The sequence below is a fragment of the Paenibacillus sp. ov031 genome, from assembly GCF_900143165.1.
In the GTDB taxonomy this organism is placed as follows: domain Bacteria; phylum Bacillota; class Bacilli; order Paenibacillales; family Paenibacillaceae; genus Paenibacillus; species Paenibacillus marchantiae.
Genome location: NZ_FRDO01000001.1, coordinates 124,868 through 145,582, shown reverse-complemented (window position 1 = coordinate 145,582; position 20,715 = coordinate 124,868). Strand labels below are relative to the sequence as shown.

Annotated in this window: 9 protein-coding genes; 1 reads left to right on the top strand and 8 read right to left on the bottom strand. The window is 47.8% G+C overall.

The window, feature by feature from the left end; genetic code table 11:
- Positions 1–27 precede the first annotated feature (27 nt).
- A complete protein-coding gene (locus tag BUA17_RS00645) occupies positions 28–984 on the bottom strand; it encodes an ABC transporter permease (RefSeq protein WP_063564765.1) in 957 nt (318 codons plus the stop codon).
- Between the two features lie 223 nt (positions 985–1,207).
- Between BUA17_RS00645 and BUA17_RS00640 the strand changes: the two genes are divergently transcribed.
- The gene (locus tag BUA17_RS00640; RefSeq protein ID WP_161490576.1) at positions 1,208–2,965 is read left to right on the top strand and encodes a cache domain-containing sensor histidine kinase; all 1,758 of its coding nucleotides are present in this window, start codon (positions 1,208–1,210) and stop codon (positions 2,963–2,965) included.
- A 68-nt stretch (positions 2,966–3,033) separates the two neighbouring features.
- Here BUA17_RS00640 and BUA17_RS00635 read toward each other — a convergent pair whose 3' ends face one another.
- The 7 genes from BUA17_RS00635 to BUA17_RS00605 form a co-directional block, all read right to left on the bottom strand.
- Entirely contained in the window at positions 3,034–5,154 is a 2,121-nt protein-coding gene (locus tag BUA17_RS00635) for an alpha-galactosidase (RefSeq protein ID WP_083584534.1), read from the bottom strand.
- A 166-nt stretch (positions 5,155–5,320) separates the two neighbouring features.
- Positions 5,321–9,898, bottom strand: coding sequence for an S-layer homology domain-containing protein (locus BUA17_RS00630; protein ID WP_072732317.1), 4,578 nt, complete (start codon positions 9,896–9,898; stop codon positions 5,321–5,323).
- Positions 9,899–10,195: 297 nt separating this feature from the next.
- Positions 10,196–11,728, bottom strand: a complete 1,533-nt coding sequence (locus tag BUA17_RS00625; RefSeq protein ID WP_072732316.1) for a response regulator — start codon at positions 11,726–11,728, stop codon at positions 10,196–10,198.
- Positions 11,729–11,828: 100 nt separating this feature from the next.
- The gene (locus BUA17_RS00620) at positions 11,829–14,159 is read right to left on the bottom strand and encodes a glycoside hydrolase family 95 protein (RefSeq protein ID WP_072732315.1); all 2,331 of its coding nucleotides are present in this window, start codon (positions 14,157–14,159) and stop codon (positions 11,829–11,831) included.
- 154 nt (positions 14,160–14,313) lie between these two features.
- Positions 14,314–16,371 carry an alpha-galactosidase gene (locus tag BUA17_RS00615; protein ID WP_072732314.1) on the bottom strand — a complete coding sequence of 686 codons (2,058 nt, stop codon included), beginning with the start codon at positions 16,369–16,371 and terminating at the stop codon, positions 14,314–14,316.
- 129 nt (positions 16,372–16,500) lie between these two features.
- Positions 16,501–18,876 (bottom strand): glycoside hydrolase family 95 protein, encoded by a 2,376-nt coding sequence (locus tag BUA17_RS00610; protein ID WP_072732313.1) that lies wholly within the window; start codon positions 18,874–18,876, stop codon positions 16,501–16,503.
- 29 nt (positions 18,877–18,905) lie between these two features.
- A complete protein-coding gene (locus BUA17_RS00605) occupies positions 18,906–20,669 on the bottom strand; it encodes a right-handed parallel beta-helix repeat-containing protein (protein WP_083584532.1) in 1,764 nt (587 codons plus the stop codon).
- Positions 20,670–20,715: the final 46 nt, after the last annotated feature.

Sequence of the window (20,715 nt, the reverse complement as noted above, 5' to 3'; positions counted from 1 at the left end):
ACAAGCGCTCCCCTCTGTCTTTTGTAGTTAGAACAACGCCTGGTCGTTCACTTTTCTGGAAATCCGGTTCACGATGAGGACAAGAATAAAGGCAACAACGGATTTGAACATCCCCACGGCAGCACCGTAAGAGAACATGCTGTTCTGTAGTCCGTATTTGTAAGCATAAATATCAATAACTTCGGAGTATTCAAGCACGGTATTATTTTGCAGCAGGTATTGCTGTTCAAATCCTGCATTCAAAATGCCTCCAACCGCGAGAATAGCCAATATGACAATTGTAGGGCGCATGGATGGCAGCGTTATATGCCACATTTGCTTAAATCGGCTGGCTCCGTCCACCCTGGCCGCTTCGTAGAGCTCCGGATTAATGGATGCGATTGCGGCGAGATACATAATGGCGCTGAACCCCATCTCTTTCCACATGTTCGACAATGCGATAATCCACCAGAATAGAGGCCCGTTCTGCAAAAATGCGACTGGTTCTTTGACAATGCCCAGCAGAACCAGAATATTGTTAAGCATTCCATCCGAAGCAAGCAGCGTAATTACAATGTTGGCTGCAATAACCCATGAGATAAAATGCGGCAGATAAGAAACCGTCTGTACAAAACGTTTGAAAAATCCCTGTCTCGCTTCATTAAGTACAAGCGCGAGAATGATTGGCGCAGGAAATCCGAAGAACAGCGTCAGCAAGCTTGTCGCAAGCGTATTACGCATAACCCGATAGAAATCCCCTGTTGTAAAGAAATACTCAAACCACTGGAAACCTACAAATTCGGCATGGAAGAACTGGTATAAAAAAGATCCCCCACCCGGCTGATAATTCGTAAACGCCATATACAGTCCGAACATCGGACCATAGGAAAATAGCAATGTCGCAATGAAGGCAGGAAGCATAAGCACGAATAACCATTTTTGCTCTTTTAGTCTGCTTATCAGATTATTGCTCCTGACTGTTTTGATAGCGCTTACCTTATGCATTAAGTACCCTCCCTTTTTCTATACAGCAGCATGGCCGGCCATATCTTGATTCAACTTCCCTCCTATTTATCATAAATTTGACGCAGATCGCTTGCCATAGTCGAATTCTCCGAAAGATACCGCTTTTTAAAGATGTTTTTGTAAAAAGAGAGGATTGGTTTTCCATATTCACTCTGCTATGATGAATTGTGCAACGAATAATCAGTCAAGAGAGGGCTTCCAAATGCGCCAATTCTATCGAAAATACATATACATGCCTTTTGTTAACCTGAGCTTTCGTTCCAAACTATTTATGGTATTTGTACTCGTCACCATCATTCCAATGATGTTATTGGTTTATTTTTCCTATGAACTTACCAAAACGAAACTTACCGAGCAGATCTACATCAACATGACGAACTCCACAGCTCAGATCACTAAAAATCTGGAGAATAAACTGGATAGCTACGAACATATTTCCGCCTCCATTTATTTGGATAACCGCCTTGCCAATTACCTTACGAACGAGTATCAGGATGATCCGTCTTATTTGGATGTCTATAATTATATTGGCAATCGAATCGACACCGTGATGGCTGCCTACCCCGATTTTGATAGCGCATTCATTTATTCAGACAATCCATCTCTGCCCAAAGACAATTATTATATCCGGCCGATTACACCCGAAGTTCAGAACACGGAACTGTTCCACAAATTGAAACAATCCTATGGGAACATTATTCATCTCTCATCGCCGCAGACAGAGAATAGTCCCGCCATGTTTACGCTTGCCCGGCTGCTGAACAACAACAGTAATCAGTATCCCTACGGAATGCTGGTCTTTCAAATTTCCGAGTCTGTCATCTACTCTCTCATGGAAAAAGAAGCAGGCGGCAAAGATATCTTTATTATAAATGACAAGGGCATTATTCTTTCTTCAGCGGACAAACAGTTAATCAATACAAGCTTGCCCGAATTGCTTCATCAAAATTTTGACGAGACGCCTTCAGGCAGATTTGATACAACTTATCAAGACGTGAAGGCTCTAGCGGTCTATAACACGCTTAAAAATGGCTGGAAAACGGTGTCCATCTTCCCTTACGACAGTATTATCAAAGATGCCAAATCTCTCTCTCAGCTTATTATCAAAATTTCACTGGGCTTCATCGGCGTGGCGCTGTTGCTCATTTATATTACTGCATCGCTGTTCAGCAAACGTATCAGGACGTTAATTCGGATGATTCGGCGCATTGAACGGGGGGATTTCAATCCTACCCATGAGGAACAAATGGGCAATGATGAGATAGGACAGCTTCACTTTGCATTCGAACAGATGACAACCCGGCTGAAAAGTCTGGTTACGGAGGTCTACCAGAAGGAGCTACAGAGTAAGGAAGCCGAGCTTGACCTGCTTCAAGCTCAGATCAATCCTCACTTTCTGTATAACACACTCGGCTCGATCTCCTCTCTGGCCGTAAAGCATCAGGATCCGCAGATCCAGGATATGGTCCTTCATCTAGCCAAGTTTTATCGGATATCCCTGAATAAAGGAAAGAGCATCCTGACCATCAATGAGGAATTGAAATTGACGCAGAGCTATAATGCCATTCAGCTTATACGATTTAAAGGCAAGCTGAATATCACCTACACGATAGATCAATCGATCTTGCCCTACTCGACCGTAAAGCTTGCGTTACAGCCTTTTGTGGAGAATGCAGTGATTCATGCACTTTGGAACCAGGATCGGCCCCTAAATATCCATATCAAGGGCGTCATCGAGAACAATAGTATCATCTTATCTGTTATAGACGATGGAATGGGCATGCGGCGTGAGACGCTTCAGTCTTTGTTTGAAGAGAAAGAAGGACGCGGCTATGGCATTTCAAATGTGGATCGGAGAATTAAGCTGAAATTTGGTGAATATTACGGTGTAAAAGTGTATAGCAAACTAGGCATGGGAACCACGGTCCAAATCCGTCTGCCACAAAAAGAGATCCAATAAAAAAGGAGTGCAATGCAGCCACTATTGGCTTGCAAAGCACTCCTTTTAAACCATTCTACAGCATCCTTTTATACCTGCTCACGGATACGATACACCAAGCTATCGAAATCGCCACGTAGAGGCAGCTCCACCCCGATGTTCATCAGCGCACGGCCACTGACCGATAATCCCAGCTCTTCAATGAGATAGGTCTTGTTAGCATGAAGTCCTGCCAAACGGAGTCTAGGCAACGGTTCACCCAGCTTCTGCGAGTGAAGAAAAGCGAACAGAACATGTTCACTTGCGGCAGCATCGCTGTACTGGACAGCCGTAACCCCCTTATGGCGAAGCTCAGTCAGACGGAATTGTCTGCCGAATTGTACGAGGTGGCGAATGGCTTTGTACTGACCGATGAATTCCCCGGACTGCTCGATCCATTCATCACTCCACTCGTTCAGATTGGAGCCAATACCAAGCGTGCCCATCATTGCACTGTGGAAACGATACTTCAGGGAGACGTTTCGACCGTTCATTCCTGTAGGTGACTCAGTTACCCAACAGGTCATCATACGTGGTGCGTACGTATAGGAGAAGCCTTCCTGAATGCTCAGACGGTCGAACGCATCCGTATTGTCACTCGGCCAGGACTGGTCGGCATAACGGAAGATACCCAAATCAATTCGCGAGCCACCTCCTGCGCAAGTCTCAAACTCCACATCCGGGAACTTGGCTCTCAGCTGTGCCCAGATATCATAGAGACTCTGAACATGCCTTACCCATACTTCTTTCTGGCGGTTAATAGGGTGCCCCTTCATGCCAGGTTCTGTGATGGTCCGGTTCATGTCCCATTTAATGAACTTAATCTCATGGTTGCCAAGCAGTTCGGTCATAAAATCGATAATGTATTGCTTAACCTCCGGCTTGGAAATATTCAGCAGCAGCTGATTGCGAAGCTCCGTACGTCCCCGGGTCTCAAAATGATATACCCAGTCTGGATGTGCTCTATAGAGATCACTATCTGGGTTGACCGACTCCGGCTCTACCCATATGCCGAACTCCATCCCAAGTCCGTGAACCCGGTCAATCAGCTCAACAAGTCCGTTCGGGAACTTCTCCATATTCACGTTCCAGTCGCCCAACCCCGCTCGGTCGGAATGCCGCTGTCCAAACCAGCCGTCATCCACGACGAACAGCTCCACGCCCATCTTGGCTGCCCGCTCGGCAAGCGCCATTTGGTCCTGTGCGTTAACATCGAAGTAGGTAGCTTCCCAGGAGTTGTACAGCACTTTCCCGATTTCACTGCGAGGCAGTATGTAATTGTATTGATATTTATGCAAGCGGTGGCTCATTCCGCCAAAGCCTTCTGGGCTGAATCCGCCGACAAAGACAGGCGTCTCAAACGTTTCGCCCGCACCCAGCAACCATTCATTGTCAAAATCATTGATGCCACCTGTTACCCGCACATGCGTGAATGGGGTCTTCTCCGCAACAATCTTCCAGTTGCCGCTCCAGGCCAGAGCACCAAACCATACCCCGCCGCCGCTTTCTGTCGAAAGACCATCATCAATCGCAAACCATGGGTTGGCATGACCGTCCGTGAAACCTCTCCGCGATTCAAGTATCTTTTTTCCCTCTGTCAAAACGGTATTGCGCAGTTGGAATTCACCCGACCATTTCCCTGTAACATGCGTCAGGCGGTAATCCTGGAGATATGGCAATGTCCAGGCTGCGGAATGCATACTTTCCAGCACGATATCCTCCTGTCCCGTATTTACGATATTGGCGTAACGCTCCACCAGGTCGAATTCCGGGATGACCCGATATATCAGCTGCGTTTCAAGTGTATAGACCTGATCCTTCAACGTGATAATCAACGTCTGTCTGCCATCTTGTTCAATGATTTCGTGACGGTCATACTTTACCTGAAGATCGCGGACACCATCAGACATACGCAGCTTCAGAGATGGCTCTGTATAAGATGCTCCTCCCCAGAAGCTGTACTCCTCCACCTCTCCTTCCACTTCCGCGTCAAAAGAGCTATGGGATTGTAGAAGGAGCAACGGAGCGCTGTCCTCGATGTCCACGGGGTTACCCCAATACAGATGCTGGAGGTGTTCCCTCTCATTAATTCCGAAAATGTAGGACGAATTTTGCGTCTGTATTGCAAATATACGTAGTTGTTCATTATATTGAATCGTCAAGTTTATCATCCTTTCGAGTTCCTGTTTCCCTCGTGCTGTGTGTTGTGAACATACCTATTATTGTAGGAAGCAGGAGTTAAATTAGCCATATCGCATTCTTACAATCCATAGGGGAAATCATCTCTCATTTCAAATTATGAAAATAAGGCTGCGATGCAATTCGCAGCCTTAAATCTTACTTCAAAATCAGGTTATAGATGACCTGAGCCGCCTCTGCACGGGAAGCTATCCCTTTAGGCACAAACTGCCCCTGTCTTTGGCCTTGAACTAGTCCTAGTTGGGCTGCATCCTTTACCGAAGCAGTTGCCCATGAAGAAACCTGAGCCATATCTGTAAACAAGATGTCTGTAGAACCAACAGGCACTTTCCCATCATTCAGTTCGTATGCTTTCATCAGCATCACCGTGATTTCCTCTCGGGTAATCCGTGCGTCCGGCTGGAAACTGGTTGCGCTTCGGCCGTTGACAATACCAGCTTGGGTCGCAATCGCGATGGGTTCCGCGTACCAGGCATCTGTCGCTACATCTGTAAATTGTAATTCCCCTGCTACGGTCAGTCCCAGAGAATGAACGAGCATGGCGGTGAATTCAGCGCGAGTGACTGCCCGACCTGGCTCAAATTGATCTTCGTTTGTGCCTTCAACATACCCCTTCACTGCTAACTCCTTGATTACAGAGCTAGCCCAATGATTGGCCGGAACATCGGCAAACGTCCGATTCAGTTCCAGAACGGCATACTTGCTGAAGTGGCTCACTTTAGTCGTTAATACGCCATTCACGTAATCCGATTTGAGAAATTCCAATTTCCCATTTTCGTTAATATAATAAATCCCCCCCTGTGAAGGGTCGAAGCCTTCAGCCGCTTCCAGACTCAGCGTAACCGGATGATTGAACGCAGAGAGTGTTTCGGTTGTACCAGATTTAGTTGTTACCGAAAGGCTGAATTCATAGATTTCTCCCTTAAGGGAAACCGTTGCCCGGGAAGATGATTCCACTGCAGCAATGACCTCCTTGGCCTTGCTGCCAAGCGGAACCATTTTCAAGGAAATGGTACTATCTTCCTGTTGCCCCGCTGGTAGCTTGCTCAACAGCTGCTGGAACAAACTCGCAGGTACTTGCAGGGTTAATTTGCCTGATTTCACTTCCAGTGCACGGTCGCCGAGCTGGTGTAAAACAGCAGATGACAATTGTAGCTCCTGAGTACCAGCCTTGATGTCCACAACGGCTTTCCCTGCCCCACTGTCCACTTTCAGCATATCGGCTGTGATGACCAGTTTTGCTGTATCCTTCTCCTGAACAGTGCTATTGCCGGAGTTTCCACTAGTATTGTTGTTATTTCCATTGTTGCCAGGATTCCCTGGGTTGCTTGGGTTGCCTGGGTTGCCTGGATTTTCCGGATTGACTGGTTTTTCGGTCAATTTAACCAACTTCGATTCAGCCGGTCCAAGCGAGATGGACCATGAACCCGTGGCTGACGAAGATTCACCTGTCCACAAATCTTGTAACGTGTAGGATTTGGATTCATTCAATCCGGCACGACCCAAATTAATCGTTTTGTTCGCTGAACTATTGGCGCTGTAATTAAATACGGCAAGGTAATAATTATTGCCGTCTTTCAGAACAAACGTATCCGCAGCATTTGCATTCGTATTCCCTTCAAGCGGCTTGAATGCTTTTCCTTTCAGCGCCACCTGAAGAACATCCGTGTTATTGTACAATGCTGTCATGTATTCCTGTGCCTTGGGATCGTTCACATCATCGGAATCCATCATCACCGTGCCGGCAATCACACCGGAATTTACCCGACTACGGGCTTCCTCCAGGCTTGAAGCACTGCTTAATGCCAAATGATCTGGGTCTGTATAAGAATAGATCGTTCCATTTTGCCAGAAACCATATGTCAATGAATTGAGCATGTACTCCGTCTCATTGATTTTGCCATAGGTGTCACAAGAGATCCGTCTGCTATGCGCGTATTGACTTGGAAAAATCGGTGCAATGGACGCACTAATAAACATTTTCCCATCCAATCGCTCTTCGACATAACGCATCCCTTCATTGTATGCCTGGATTCCTGTCGTCACGGTAGTGTCATAGTGTTGGCCTTCCAGTGATCCATGGGTCAGGAAATCCAGTTTGATGAATGTGAATCCAAGTGATTTAAACTTATCCAGAAAATAATTCATACGCATTTGACTCCCCGGATGTGTCACATCCAGTGCATATGCTCCATCCAGCGTAGGCAGAGGTTTCCCCTGAGCATCCTTGAGCACAATATCACCATACGTATATTGCCCGTTGGTACCATCTACCGTTTGGCTCATATCGTTGCCCCAATATACAAATGGTCCCCAATAGATTCCTGCATGCTGACCATTGTCCTTAATTACAGATACGGCTTGGGCAAGCTCTGCATCACTTAGATTATCCCAGTAGGAATCCATATTAATGAATACATTTCCGTTATTGTTGAATTTCTTAAGGTTATTCTTGAAATAATTGGACACATCCACTACGTTCTGATACGAAAGCCCGCTATCATAAGCTCCCCAGCTATTCCAACCTACTGGAACACCTTGTGGCAGCTCCGGATTCAACGCCAGCGGAGGTGTAATAATCGCATTGGCTTTTCCGTATTCTTCAAGTCCTGTGCGGTAATCACTGAAACCACCTACCATAATCAATGGTGAGGACAGCTCAGTACCGGTCAGGCTGCCATGTGGTTGGGTGTCGCGAGTAACGTCACTCGCTGCACCACCATACACAGCAAATTCATTCAGACGATTAGCTGAGCCTTTCCAGTCAATACCGGTCTTCCAGGTGTCATGGGTTACTGAACCAATCACAAGACCGTTACGTGTTGAGTTATTGAATACCGTTGTCATTTCGTAACTGGTATCCGCCCGGTTCATCGTTTGAGATTTATAGCGAATCCAGGCGTCATTGTCAAAAGGTACTGTAAGCACACGATTATCCGAGCTTACGCCGATATCCACACCACCCGAATTTTTTACGGTAATTGGTGACATGTAATTACTTTGGATCTCTGTATCACTGAAGGCATCCAGACGGTTGAGGAAATACGATTTATCTTTATAAAACCGATAGACCTGCTTCAGGGTTGGATTGCCAATTGACGTATGAACAAAGTTCAACTCAATGCCTTTGCCGAATCCATCCTGAATCTCCACAGGTGTTCCACCGCTCTTATGACTCTCATAACCTTTGGTTTCCACAAGGCCGTCACCAAGTTTAATGCTGCTGAAAATCCCCCGCATCTTCTGCCCTTCTGCCCAGCTATAGCCGACGAATCCAGTCTGGGTATTATAAGACACTTCGTATTGTCCGTTCGATACCAGAAGGCCATACGTGTAATCAGTCACCGTGATATCCCCGTATTGTTGCGAGTCACCCGGTGTTCCCAGATCGTCATCTCCTTCACCTGGATTTTCGGGTTCTGTCTCTATCGCAGGCTCTACGATAATCCGGTCCAGATCGGGAGAATAGCCATTGTTATCTGAAAAGGTAATCGTATTCTCGCCCTCAGTTAATGGGAGGGTAAGATCATACGTACCTACCGTATCCCAATCCGGGGTTTTAGGCAGGTCGTGGAACTGCTCTTCCCCATCATTCGCATGGACATAGAAACTCCGCGGATCACCGGAAAAATAATCTACCTTAACGCGGTAATCACCTGTCATTGGGGCTATAATTTTATTGAACGTCAAGGAGCTCCCGCCATTCAGGTAGCCGACCTTTTTGCCTCCGGAAGCATTCGGACTCTCTGTTACACGCGCTTCACCAGTCAGTGTATTGCCCGAATCTTCGGCTTCATAGCTAAGCGTATACGGGATTACTTCGATTCGGTCAAAATCGGGGGAGTACCCATCATGATCCGAGAACGTAATGGTATTAACTCCCTTATCGAGGGAAGCTTCTGCATCATACGTGCCTACCGTATTCCAGCTTGCCGTTTTGGGCAGATCAATCATCTCATCCGTCTCATTGTTCACCTGCATATAGACAGGTCGCTGGTCACCAGAAATATAAGATATTCGGATCAAATATGTACCATCTGCCGGTACAGTAACATTCGTAAATTGCAGTGAACTGTTTTTGTTCAGATCCGTTACTTTTTTTCCGCCTGAACTGATACTGCTGTCCACCACCTTGGCATTGCCTTTCAAAATATTGTCGGCTGCTTCTGCCTCAATGATTGCACCATGCAGATTTTTCTTCCAGTCGTCTCCGCCACCTTCTCCCGGGTGGTCACTGTCCAAACCGCGGATCACAATCTTGTCGATGTCGGGAGAATACCAGTTGTTGTCATCAATCAGGATTGTGTTGGTACCCGCGTTCAACGGAAGAGTCACATCATACGTTCCCACCGTATCCCAGTCGACTGTCTTGGGCGGTTCTTCAAATTGCTTCTCCCCGCCATTCGCACTAATATTGAACGGCCGCGAATCACCTGAAATGTAGTCAACGGAAATCTTATAATTTCCTGTCTCACTTACAGTAACATTGTTAAATTGCAAGGAACTGCCTTGGTACATGCCTCCGACCTTTTTGCCGCCTGAAGCCGTCGGGCTATCAGAGATTTTCGCGTTACCAAGCAAAATATTTCCCTCGGCCTCGGCTTCATAGGTATTCATATCATCGGCGTGAGCTGTTCGGACGAACTGGCCCCCGCCAACTACCAAGCAAAAAATGATAAAGAACACAAATCCTTTTTTCATAATCCGTCCCAACATAACATGCCTCCATTTTCTTATGATTGAGTTAGGTCTCCATATGCCTATCCTGCGGCGGTTCACAGCCATCATCTGTAATCGCTTTCATAAAGAGCTGTTAAATCCCCTCTCTCCTCCTTCCTTTCCTATATGCCTAATTGTAAAAAGGAGGAGGGGGATGTTCCATACCACAATGTTACTATTCATACAGGAAAGCCTCTTTCATTCGCCATATCATGGGTTAGTAAGAGGGAGCCTATCCAAATCATGTTCAAGGAAAACGGGAGGATCGTGATCGTTACCAGACAGCCTGTATCTTCATATACTTTTCCTGTATTCGTTGGGTGTTACGCCCTCTGTCTTCAGGAAAAGAGATATAAAATAAGATGAACTTTCATAGCCCACGTTCTGCGCGATATCGTGAATCTTGAGCGAGCCATCTGCCAGCAGTTCCCTGGCTTTATCCAGTCTGATGCGTGTCAGATAATCGTGAATTGTCATCCCTGTTTTGTCCTTAAAAATGGATCTCAAATAGTTTGGTGACAAATAGACCTGATCAGACAGGCTGTTGATGGTAATCGGCTGATTGTAATTCTGATCGATGAGAGTACGGACCTTGTGAATCAATTTTGCATTTTTGTCCATAAACCGCTCACCCAGCATACTCACGGCATCTTCCGCAGTACCGAGAATCAGATCCTCGATCTCATGCAGAGTCAGTGCATTATAGATGGAATGATACAGCTCAGCCCGCTTCGGAACAGGTTTATGAAGCTGCTCCAGCAGCTCATTAACGAGATCTATCGACCAGTCGCAGATGAATTTCTTCTTAACTCGCAGTGTTGCCAATCCCTCAATATACCCGTGCAGCTTCTGTGCCGCCCATTCAAAATCCAGTCGGTTAATGGCCTCAAACCATTCCTTTTGTTCAAAAGGGGGCATATGCTCCGTATAAAACTGGTTTGAAAGCGACTCCGCATGAATAATGGTGCCTGTACCTTCATAGAAACGCTCATTCAAAACGATGCGTGTCTGTTCGTACAGACAGTGAATATGGGATAACTCTGTCTCTTGTCCTCCTACAGCTGCCGTCACCGTAAAATCGAGGGCACTACGAATAGCCTCAGCCAAGTCTTCCCACGCATAATGTCCCGGCTGCTGGGCCGCTTCCATAAATACACCCGTCTCTCCTTCCTTGTAATCCACAAAGATCGCTTTCAGGTTCTTCGCCTTGAAGAAATGGTCGAGAAAAGACACCAGCCGTCCTGTACATTCCTCCAGACTTTGCTGTTCCTCTTCAGCCTCCTTGGGATCGATACTGAACAAGGCCATTGCATATCGGGTGGTCTCCGGTTGTCGGGTTAGACGGCTGAAACTAAAAGCGAGATCAAGAGCACGATCCTCATTTTTTTCGTAAGATAACTCCTTCAGGATATTGGCTTTGGCTGCCTCCATGGAACGGTTCTTCATTGCAACTTCTTCACAACGCTGTTTAACTTTACTGATAACGCTTTCAATTTCGTTTAAATCCAAAGGTTTTAGCATATATCCCACGGCCCCTACGTTGATAGCCGATTTTACATATTGAAATTCATCGTGCCCGGTCAGAAACATCACCTGGATCGAGTCGTAGCTCTCATGTATATTTCTCGCCAGATCAATACCGTTCATTATCGGCATCTGAACATCGGTAAGAACGATATCAGGCTGGGTGGCCTCAATCTTCTCCAAGGCCTCCCTGCCGTTACTCGCCGTTCCCATGATATAGATACCCATCTCTTCCCAACGAATGTAATCCCTCATCATCTCAAGTCCCAGTTCTTCATCGTCTACCAAAAAAATACTGTACATCAACGTCCCCTCCCTTTGTCTCTTTCTGTCTCTATTATATGTTTTTCCCCCCGTTGGACCATGGTCCATATAAATGAAAGTTATTTTCAAGTATAGATCGTTATTTTACCAACTCCAGCTCGCTATTGAAATAGTAACTTTCGCCTGCTTCGGCATGAAGGATCGTTCTATGGTTGCCCCAACAAATGGTGAACGTTCCCGGCGAGAAAGTGTGAATGTTCGTAGAGGTCAGCTTTCCATTCTCCCAGACGATGTCAACCTCGGCATTTCCTTTTGCTCTCAGCCCAGTTATCGAGCCGGTGCTCCATGCCTGTGGAAGCGCTGGGAGAAGGTGGATCTCGCCCGCATAACTTTGCAGCAGCATCTCCGCTACGACAGCTGTACCGCCGAAATTTCCATCAACGACGAAAATATTGCTCTCTGCTCCAGCAATTCCGGATTTGGAATAGGTGAACAGATTATCGAAGCACAGGCCGCCGATCAAATGTGAGAGGTGTTTATATGCCGTCTCCCCATCGTGCAATCTCGCAAAACCCAGTCCAAACAAAGCAGCTGTAAATTCAACATCCTCCAGCTCTTCCTGGACCATGCGGTTCTCCAGCGTTACTCGTGCTGCAGTACTGAGTTCCGGTGTATGGTCAGGTGTAATCTGATTGTCCGGATACAGCGCATACATATGAGACAAATGCCGATGCTCCGGCTGCACCTCCTCATAATCCTCCAGCCACTCCTGTAACTGACCTTTCTTCCCGATCTGTAGAGGTGGTAGCTTGCTGATTGCTTCTTCCAGCTTGCGTCCAAGTTCCTCGTCTTTGTTCAAAAGTTCAACTGAATTAAGACAAAATTCGAAGAGCCTGCGCACCAGCATCTGGTCCATTGTCGTTCCCATGGACAGCTGCTGTGCCCCCTCTCTCGAATTATCAGAATAGAAATGATTTTCCGGCGAATTGGAAGGACCCGTCACCAGCCAACCGTTCCGAGGATGCTCACACATGTAGTCCAGATAGAAAGCCGCGGATTCCTTAAGTACAGGATAGGCCACATTCTCTAGGAAAACACGATCCTGACTATACTCATAATGCTCAATCAGGTGTGTAGCCAGCCATAATCCGCCTGTAACGTTCAGCCCCCATGAGGTCTCCCATCCAGGCAACGTAAAGCCCCATATATTGGAGAAGACATGAGCGACCCACCCATCGCATCCATATACATTACGAGCCGTTTCCCTGCCCGCCTGTGCCAGATCCTCAACATACCTAAATAACGGAAGATGGCTCTCTCCTAGATTCGTAATCTCTGTGGGGTAATAATTCATCTGGGTATTCATATCAAGGTGATAATCACAGCTCCAGCCCATTCGGCACGCTTCACCATCATTCCAGATTCCTTGGAGATGGAGTGGCAGCGGAGAGTTCTCGCGAGACCCCGCAATGGTCAGATACCGTCCATATTGAAAAAACAATGCGTACAGCTGCGGATCTTCATCCCCATTACCCTGTTCCAACAAACGAATACGTTGATCTGTAGCCAGACCGGATTTCCCCTTGAGCCCCAACTGAATATCAACCTTGTCATATTGCTTGCCGTAATCGCGGATATGATCCTCCCTAAGCAAGGCATACCCCTTGTTTAAAGCCTTCATCAGCGTATACTCGTTCTCTGTTTTCCAATCCTGATCTGTACGGCGATAATCCGTGCTTACACTAAAATAAATCCATGCCTCATCCGCTCCGGTCACGTTCAATCGACCATCTCTACTTACGATGGTACCCCCGGATACAACCAACTTGACCAAACCCTTGGCCCATACGCCGCAAGTCCCATCACTATGTACATTTTCCGTTGCCTGCCCTTGGAATTCAAGCGTGTTGTCATCTAAGGCTACTACCTTGAATGAGTCCGTGCCTGCCTGTAAGCCAAGTGTAAAGGATACGCAACCCTGAACATTGCTCCAAATTCTTGAGGCCACTATATCATCGGCGTGAGAAGCGAAAACTTCACGAAGAATCGTGATGTCATCATCTTTCCAGAACGCCCCGGCCAGCGCATGAGTCAGATCCAGCTCGCGTTGGAAGCTTCCAGTTTCATCAGAACCCGAATTCTTCTTCCCAAAATCAATAACAACATCACATAATCCAAGATGGGTGCCGAAATTACGTTTCTTTGGCTGTAAATGCTGCTTGGCAAGACGGTCTCCTCCATCATAATCCCCAGAGAAAAAATGATCTCGCATCTCTTGAAGTGCAGCCTTGCCTCCTTCGGAAGGGTGCTCCGGATCAATTCGACCCGACCAGTAGGTGACCTCGCTCATACTCCATACTTCTCGATGCGAAGACGCCATAACAACCGCCCCTATTCTTCCATTGCCCAGCGGCAGGCCTTGAGACCAATCCGCTGCAGGGGTTGAATACCATAAAGTAAAATCGTTCATATCATGTCCTCCAGTCCAATAATGATTATCTATACAGATAAACTCATGACCCAAAACAGACAAACGCGCGATCTGTGAGATACAAAAGCGCGCGTTTGACTTTGTTTTTATATTCTAAAACCGTTTACTTCTCTGGGTTATCATTTCTCCCAGGTCAGTTTCCCTTCACGGTCAATCTGAAGATTTTGGATTCCGCCGGTTCCAGTGAGACCGTAAGCTCTCCAGACGTTTCCCCTTGTGAGCCTTCCCACAGATCTTGCAAACTGTAAACGGCATTGGTGTTTAGTCCGGCCCGCTCCAGCGAGACGGATTTCACCGCGGCCTGTGCAGCATCAAAGTTGAAGACGGCGAGATAGAAACTTTTCTCTTCCGACGATTCAAGGACAAACACGTCAGAAGACAGCTTCCCAAAATCACCTTCAACTGGTCGGAAGGTTTTGCCCATACGAGCAACGTTCAAAATCTCCTTGTTACCAAGCCATTCTTTTGCTCGTTCGGCAGCATCCTCTTTGCGGAAGTCATCCCCGAGTAGAAGCACCGTACCGGCAATGACTGAAGCAGTCAGGCGGCTACGTCCTTCAGACCAGCCGGTAGCTTCCTGGTTGAAGCTCTTGTATAACACCGAATGATCCGGATCATTGTAGCGATAGAGCGTATTGCTCATCCACCAACCGTGTGTCAGCGAGTTCAGCAGATATTCCGTATCCGCAAGTGTACCGAAGACATCACAGGAAATACGGCGGCTGTGGGCAAAAGCATATGGAAATAATGGAGCGATGGACAAGTTAATGAAAAATGGCCGTCCGATTACTTCTGGCGAGAGCTTATGCTGCAAATAAGACATGCCATAATGATAAGCCGCGATCCCTGTTGTAATATTCGGATTGTGGTGCTGTCCCTCCAACGAGCCATGTGCCAAGAAATCCAGTTTGATATATTCGAAACCTTCCGAGATGAATTTATCCGTGAACCAGTCGATTCTTTGCAGGTTGCCAGGATGTGTCGGGTCTATCGCCAGACCACCGTCTACATCTGGCAGAATTTCGCCCTCACTGTCACGCAGCAGGATATCTGCATAGGTGTACTTGCCGTTCGTTCCTTCGACCGCTTGACCGAACTGATCAGGTCCTCCCCAGAAGGCAAATGGGGTCCAGTACGTTCCCGCTCTATGTCCGTTTTGCCGTACTCGGTCCAGTGCGCTCTTCATCTCTTCCGGCGTAAAATTGTCCCAGAAAGCATCAAAGTTGATATATAACGTATCCTCATTCTCGAATCCAAGCGGCTGCACTTCATTTTTCAGAAAATCGCTGGTCGCTGTATATAGATCATAGTCCAGATCACTCATAGCCGCAGACCAGCTGTTCCATCCGATGGGGACACCGCCCTCCCAAGGTAATTGAGCCTCAATCCAGCTATTAGCCCTACCGTAGGCTTCAAGACCTTCACGGTAGTCTTCATAGAACCCGACGAATACCAATGGAGATTCAACTCTTTTTCCCTTCACATAACCATGAGGCTGGGAATCGCGAGTCAGTTCACCCACCGCACCGCCGTACAGATCAAGTCCCTCAATTTGTCCGCTTTTTTCGCTTTGCATACGAATCCCTGTTTTCCATACCTTATGCGTAAGGGAACCCATCACAATTCCCCGGCGGCTGTCGGGCGCGAACAAGGCTGTCGCCTCATAACTCTCCATATCAAGCGGCGGCTTAACCACCGTATATCTGACCCATTTATCGTTGTCAAACGGAACACGCAGAATGCTTGGTTCATTCTGGCCGGATTCTCCGCCGAGTGATATGGTTTTGGATTGGATGACAGCCATGCGATTCGCCTTAAGCTCTTCATCGCCGACTATAGCGGTCTGCACCAGTACATACGGTGAGGATTCATACATATAGAAATGCTGCTCCAGTTGCGGCAGCAACGAGGCTTTATGCAGAACGACCAAGCGGATGCCTTTTCCAAATCCTTCTCGAACAATATCTTCCTGTGCCGTCAGCTCATGGTTCTGATAATGATCCGTGCTGTATTCCCGGCCCTGCCAGCGAAAAGCACTACGAATGCCCTTCACATGGGAAGAATGGTTGCCGATGAAGGACACTTCACCATTTTCAAGATTGATCTCCAGGCTCACGTGGCCATTTGTAACGCTTACAAGATTAACATTCTGTTGCTGCACTTGTACGGCTGTATCGCTAGTTAGCATCATATGCCTCCTTATTGTTGCATGCTGTGCCCTGAGCGGAGCTGATTATGTCTCTCCTGCCCAAGTCTGCCCTCATTATAAAGACCGAATAGAGCATTTTCTATGCAACGATCTTCCGATCCATAACGCGATTTAACTCAACTTAATCTTGTAGGTACGTCCTGCAGATGTAGGGAAACTTATGATATTTAAATCGGTGTTCTCCGTCTCAACCACGCTGCCGTCAAGCGTTACCACAATTGGGCCTTCACCTCTAAGCACACACTCCCGACCCAGGTGTGAAGTGATGTGCGCTTCTACGAGTTGTCCGTTGTCCCACCGGATACTGACCTCAAATCCACCTCGGGCACGCAGGCCGGAAACGTTGCCCTGTTGCCAAGCATCCGGCAGTGCAGGTAGCAGTTCCATATAAGGACGGTGAGATTGCAGCAGCATCTCGGCTATCCCGGCAGAGGCCGCGAAGTTGCCGTCGATCTGAAACGGAGGATGTGCGCCCAGAAGATTCGGATATACACCGCCATGGTTGTATTGTTCCGACGCTCCATCTCTGACCAGACGCAGCATGTTGGAGAGCAGATGCAGGGAACGATTTCCTTCCCTGAAACGGCTCCAAAGTGCAACACGCCATCCCAGGCTCCAACCCGTGCTTTCGTCTCCCCGCCGCTCAAGGGAGGTTCTGGCGGCGACAAACAACTCTGGTGTCTCTTCGTCCGAAAGCTGTCGACCCGGATACACGCCTACCAGATGCGAGGTATGCCGGTGGTAAATGTCCTCATCCTCATAGTCCTTCGCCCACTCCTGCAATTGGCCATATTTCCCGACTTGCAGCGGCAGAAGGCGTTCGCGAATGCTCACCAGTTCTTTTCTGAAATCCAGGTCCGTTCCAAGTATTTCCGAGGCTTCAATACAGTTGGTGAACAACTCCCAGATTAATGAGATATCCATGGTTGAACCCGGACTGACCGCTGCTACACCTTCCGCTGTCCGGAATTTATGCTCCGGCGAAGTTGAAGGCGAAGTCACAAGGTGACCGCTACCATCGTCAATGAGCCAGTCCAGTGCGAACAGCGCAGCTTCCTTCATCACTGGATACGCGGAATTCCGCAAATACGTCTCATCTCCGCTGAAGGCATAATGCTCCCATAAATGCTGGGTCAGCCAAATACCTCCCATCGGCCAGAAAGCCCAGCTTGGATCACCGTCACCATAATTGCCCACCGGTGCCGTCTGTCCCCAAATATCCGTGTTATGATGCGTGGTCCAGCCTCGGGTACCATAGTTGACCTGTGCGGTCTCAACGCCCTTCTTCGCCAAATTGCTGATCAAGTCCAGCAATGGCTCATGGCATTCAGCCAAATTGCATATTTCAGCCGGCCAATAGTTCATTTCAGTATTAATATTCAGCGTGTAATTGCTGCTCCATGGAGGACGAGTTACTGCATTCCATATGCCCTGAAGATTCGCAGCCTGCGTTCCCGGACGGGAGCTTGCGATCAGCAAGTAGCGCCCATAATGAAAGAGAAGCTCCACAAGCCCCGGATCCTCCGCCCCATAGGTCGTAATCCGCTGTTCAGTGGACATCTGCTCCGGAGCAGGTGAATTCCCCAGCTGAAGCTTCACACGATCGAACAGTAAACGGTAATCCGCAATATGGGAGTCAAGCAGGCTGTCATACGGCTTGGCTACCGCCTCATTCAGAAATGAACTTGCAGTGAAGGAAGCATCTTTTCCATCGACTCCCGGAATGGCATCCATACCATTAAAACTTGTAGCCGCACTGAAATAAAAGGTTGCCGTTGTCGCACCCAATACATGAATTCCACTGCCATCTACCGTTACCTGTCCATCCTCTGTCTTTACCGCTAGCTGTCCTTCAAAGACCATGCCCTTGTTATTTCCGGGGTCACCGTATCGGATCGGATCGTCGCTTGCAACATAGCTGGGATCGACATGTTCAGGGGCCGTTCCTTCCATAACAAAGCGGCCTTCCCTAACACTAGTCACATGCCGAAGCGGGCTATCCAGTGACGCATGTACATTCAACGCACCTTCCACACTCGCAGCCAGCCGCAGTACAAGTACCTGATCAGGATGCGACGCAAACATTTCACGGGTATATATAACATGGCCAATCTGATATTCAAGGCTGTGCACTGCATGTTCTACATCCAGCGTCCGCTTATAGGAATGATAGATGTTCCCGTGCTCAAAACGTAGGAGTAAATCCCCGAAAGGCAGGTACGATTGAGTGTAAGGTCCCATCATTTCTCTGGTCAGCGTGTCCGCTTCTGTATAACGTTCCTCCTGTAACAGCTTGCGGACCTTTGGCAGAGCGTCCTTTGCGCCAGGATTGTTGCCGTTCTTCGGATAACCGGACCATAAAGTATCCTCATTTAAGCTGATTTTCTCCTGCTCCACTCCACCAAAGATCATACCGCCCAGACGGCCATTACCAATGGGAAGCCCTTCCGTCCATACATGTGCAGGTTTGTCATATTGAAGTTTCATGTGCACTCTCCCTCATGATTTCTCAATTGCTAGTCAATTCCTTCAGGAACATTAGTGAACGTATTATCCGCAATGTCAACCTCGCTGCAGGCTATTGCATAGACTGCTTCTTCAACGCCGGATAACTTTCCTGTCTCGCTGGAGGAACATATTTTATTCGACTTGAAAACCAACCCACGAGTGGATTTGGCGCTTAGAATCGGGACATCACTACAAGTTTCGAAACGGTTATTCAGGATAACGACCTGTCGGTGGACCGGAGCGCTCTCATCAACCACCACATTCTCCGGGGATATGAATATCACGGGATGCTCACTGCCGCCACATTCAATAAAATGGTTATCGGAGATCGTCACATCCTCTACCCTTCCGGACTCATACCAGGACTCGGCATCCACCGCAATCAAAATGGCATTCATGGACATGCGTTCAAACGTATTCCCGGTAATCAGCACTTTCCGACGAGTCGTTACGAGGATGCCTCGTGTTGGTACTCGGGCAAAATGATTATTTGTAATTTCCACTTCTGGTGTCCAGGTTACATTCTCAATGACATCATGGCTGCCAATACCGTCCGGTACCGGATGAGCAAGAGTCAGTAAAAGCTCACGAGCACTTAAACGCTCAACCGCAACCACATTATTGGAGGCGTAGGTCGTCAACGAACCGGAACGGACAAATTCGATTTCATCACCAGGATAAAATGCTGGAAACCCATACGTCTGGGGATGCATAAATTGAACCTTCACGCAATCCACTGCTGGCTGATCTACAATTCGTAAATAGGTACCGTGGACATTGACAGGATCATCATGCGAACCGGAAAAATAGCTGTCCCTTACGGCAACCTTGCCTCTGCAGCTGGAGATGTGCAGAAAATCCGCAAAGCCGGCAACCGTACGTTCCGTTTCGGTACGGGGCGCCAGGTTCATCCTTGAGAAGGTCAGATTTGTGCTGAACTGTCCGACGACCCCGAGTCCGTGCAGAAAATGCAGACTCACGTCTCTCCACGTTATATCCGAGCATTCGGTCATAAAAGCTCCAACTTGATCACGAATGCCATCGCGGTTTTGTAGCACATGACCAGGGACCACATCAGGTTGAAAATCAAAATGCAAACGGATGGTCATGGGCTCAAGCTCTTCCACAGATTGGGCCAATTCCAGCCAATTGTCGATTCGCCAGGTTGTATTCCGCAATGGATCATAGGTTTGCATGGGACCTTCCGCAAAACTCCAGCCTTCACCGAGCCAGGTTAGCTTGTTGTCCCGAATCTGATAACGGGAATCGGGGTGAACCCGCGCATCGAAATAATGCTTTCCGCTTGCGATAATCGTCATCTCCGTCACCGTCGGCTGGTAATAGTCTGTACGCAGGTTGCGAATCTCTACATTGGTGCATTTGTCCAGCAAAAACAGGGTCTGTTTGCCGTGGAAAATAAACAGGGAGCCGTTGCCCTCCAGGGTTACATCGTTCATCCCTTTCAGCAAAATGGCAATGGTCTTGGTTACGTCTGGATTCTCTTCTTCACTCGTCGTATTGGAGATATAATAAGGCGCCCGAATCGCCTCCTCCGGGTAGAAATGATATCTGCCTCTCGCACAGTCCAGCACCACCGGACCAGAAATTTCGGCCGCCGCCTGAATGGCACGAGCCATGGCTGGCTGGGTGTCCAACTCAGAGTCAGGCACAGCGCCATAATCCGTCAAACTTATCGTCGTGAAATTCGTGATATCTTCTTGTTCTGTCACAGAAATGATGATCCCACCCTTCTTGGTATGTAACACATCCATTGCTTCTTCTCTATCATCACATATACTCCATCATCATACTTCGCTT

What these genes read in the sequence shown, in the direction of transcription:
- BUA17_RS00645 (WP_063564765.1), bottom strand. Translation starts at nt 984, where the DNA reads ATGCATAAGGTAAGCGCTATCAAAACAGTCAGGAGCAATAATCTGATA.
- BUA17_RS00640 (WP_161490576.1), top strand. Translation starts at nt 1,208, where the DNA reads ATGCGCCAATTCTATCGAAAATACATATACATGCCTTTTGTTAACCTG.
- BUA17_RS00635 (WP_083584534.1), bottom strand. Translation starts at nt 5,154, where the DNA reads ATGATAAACTTGACGATTCAATATAATGAACAACTACGTATATTTGCA.
- BUA17_RS00630 (WP_072732317.1), bottom strand. Translation starts at nt 9,898, where the DNA reads ATGTTGGGACGGATTATGAAAAAAGGATTTGTGTTCTTTATCATTTTT.
- BUA17_RS00625 (WP_072732316.1), bottom strand. Translation starts at nt 11,728, where the DNA reads ATGTACAGTATTTTTTTGGTAGACGATGAAGAACTGGGACTTGAGATG.
- BUA17_RS00620 (WP_072732315.1), bottom strand. Translation starts at nt 14,159, where the DNA reads ATGAACGATTTTACTTTATGGTATTCAACCCCTGCAGCGGATTGGTCT.
- BUA17_RS00615 (WP_072732314.1), bottom strand. Translation starts at nt 16,371, where the DNA reads ATGATGCTAACTAGCGATACAGCCGTACAAGTGCAGCAACAGAATGTT.
- BUA17_RS00610 (WP_072732313.1), bottom strand. Translation starts at nt 18,876, where the DNA reads ATGAAACTTCAATATGACAAACCTGCACATGTATGGACGGAAGGGCTT.
- BUA17_RS00605 (WP_083584532.1), bottom strand. Translation starts at nt 20,669, where the DNA reads ATGGATGTGTTACATACCAAGAAGGGTGGGATCATCATTTCTGTGACA.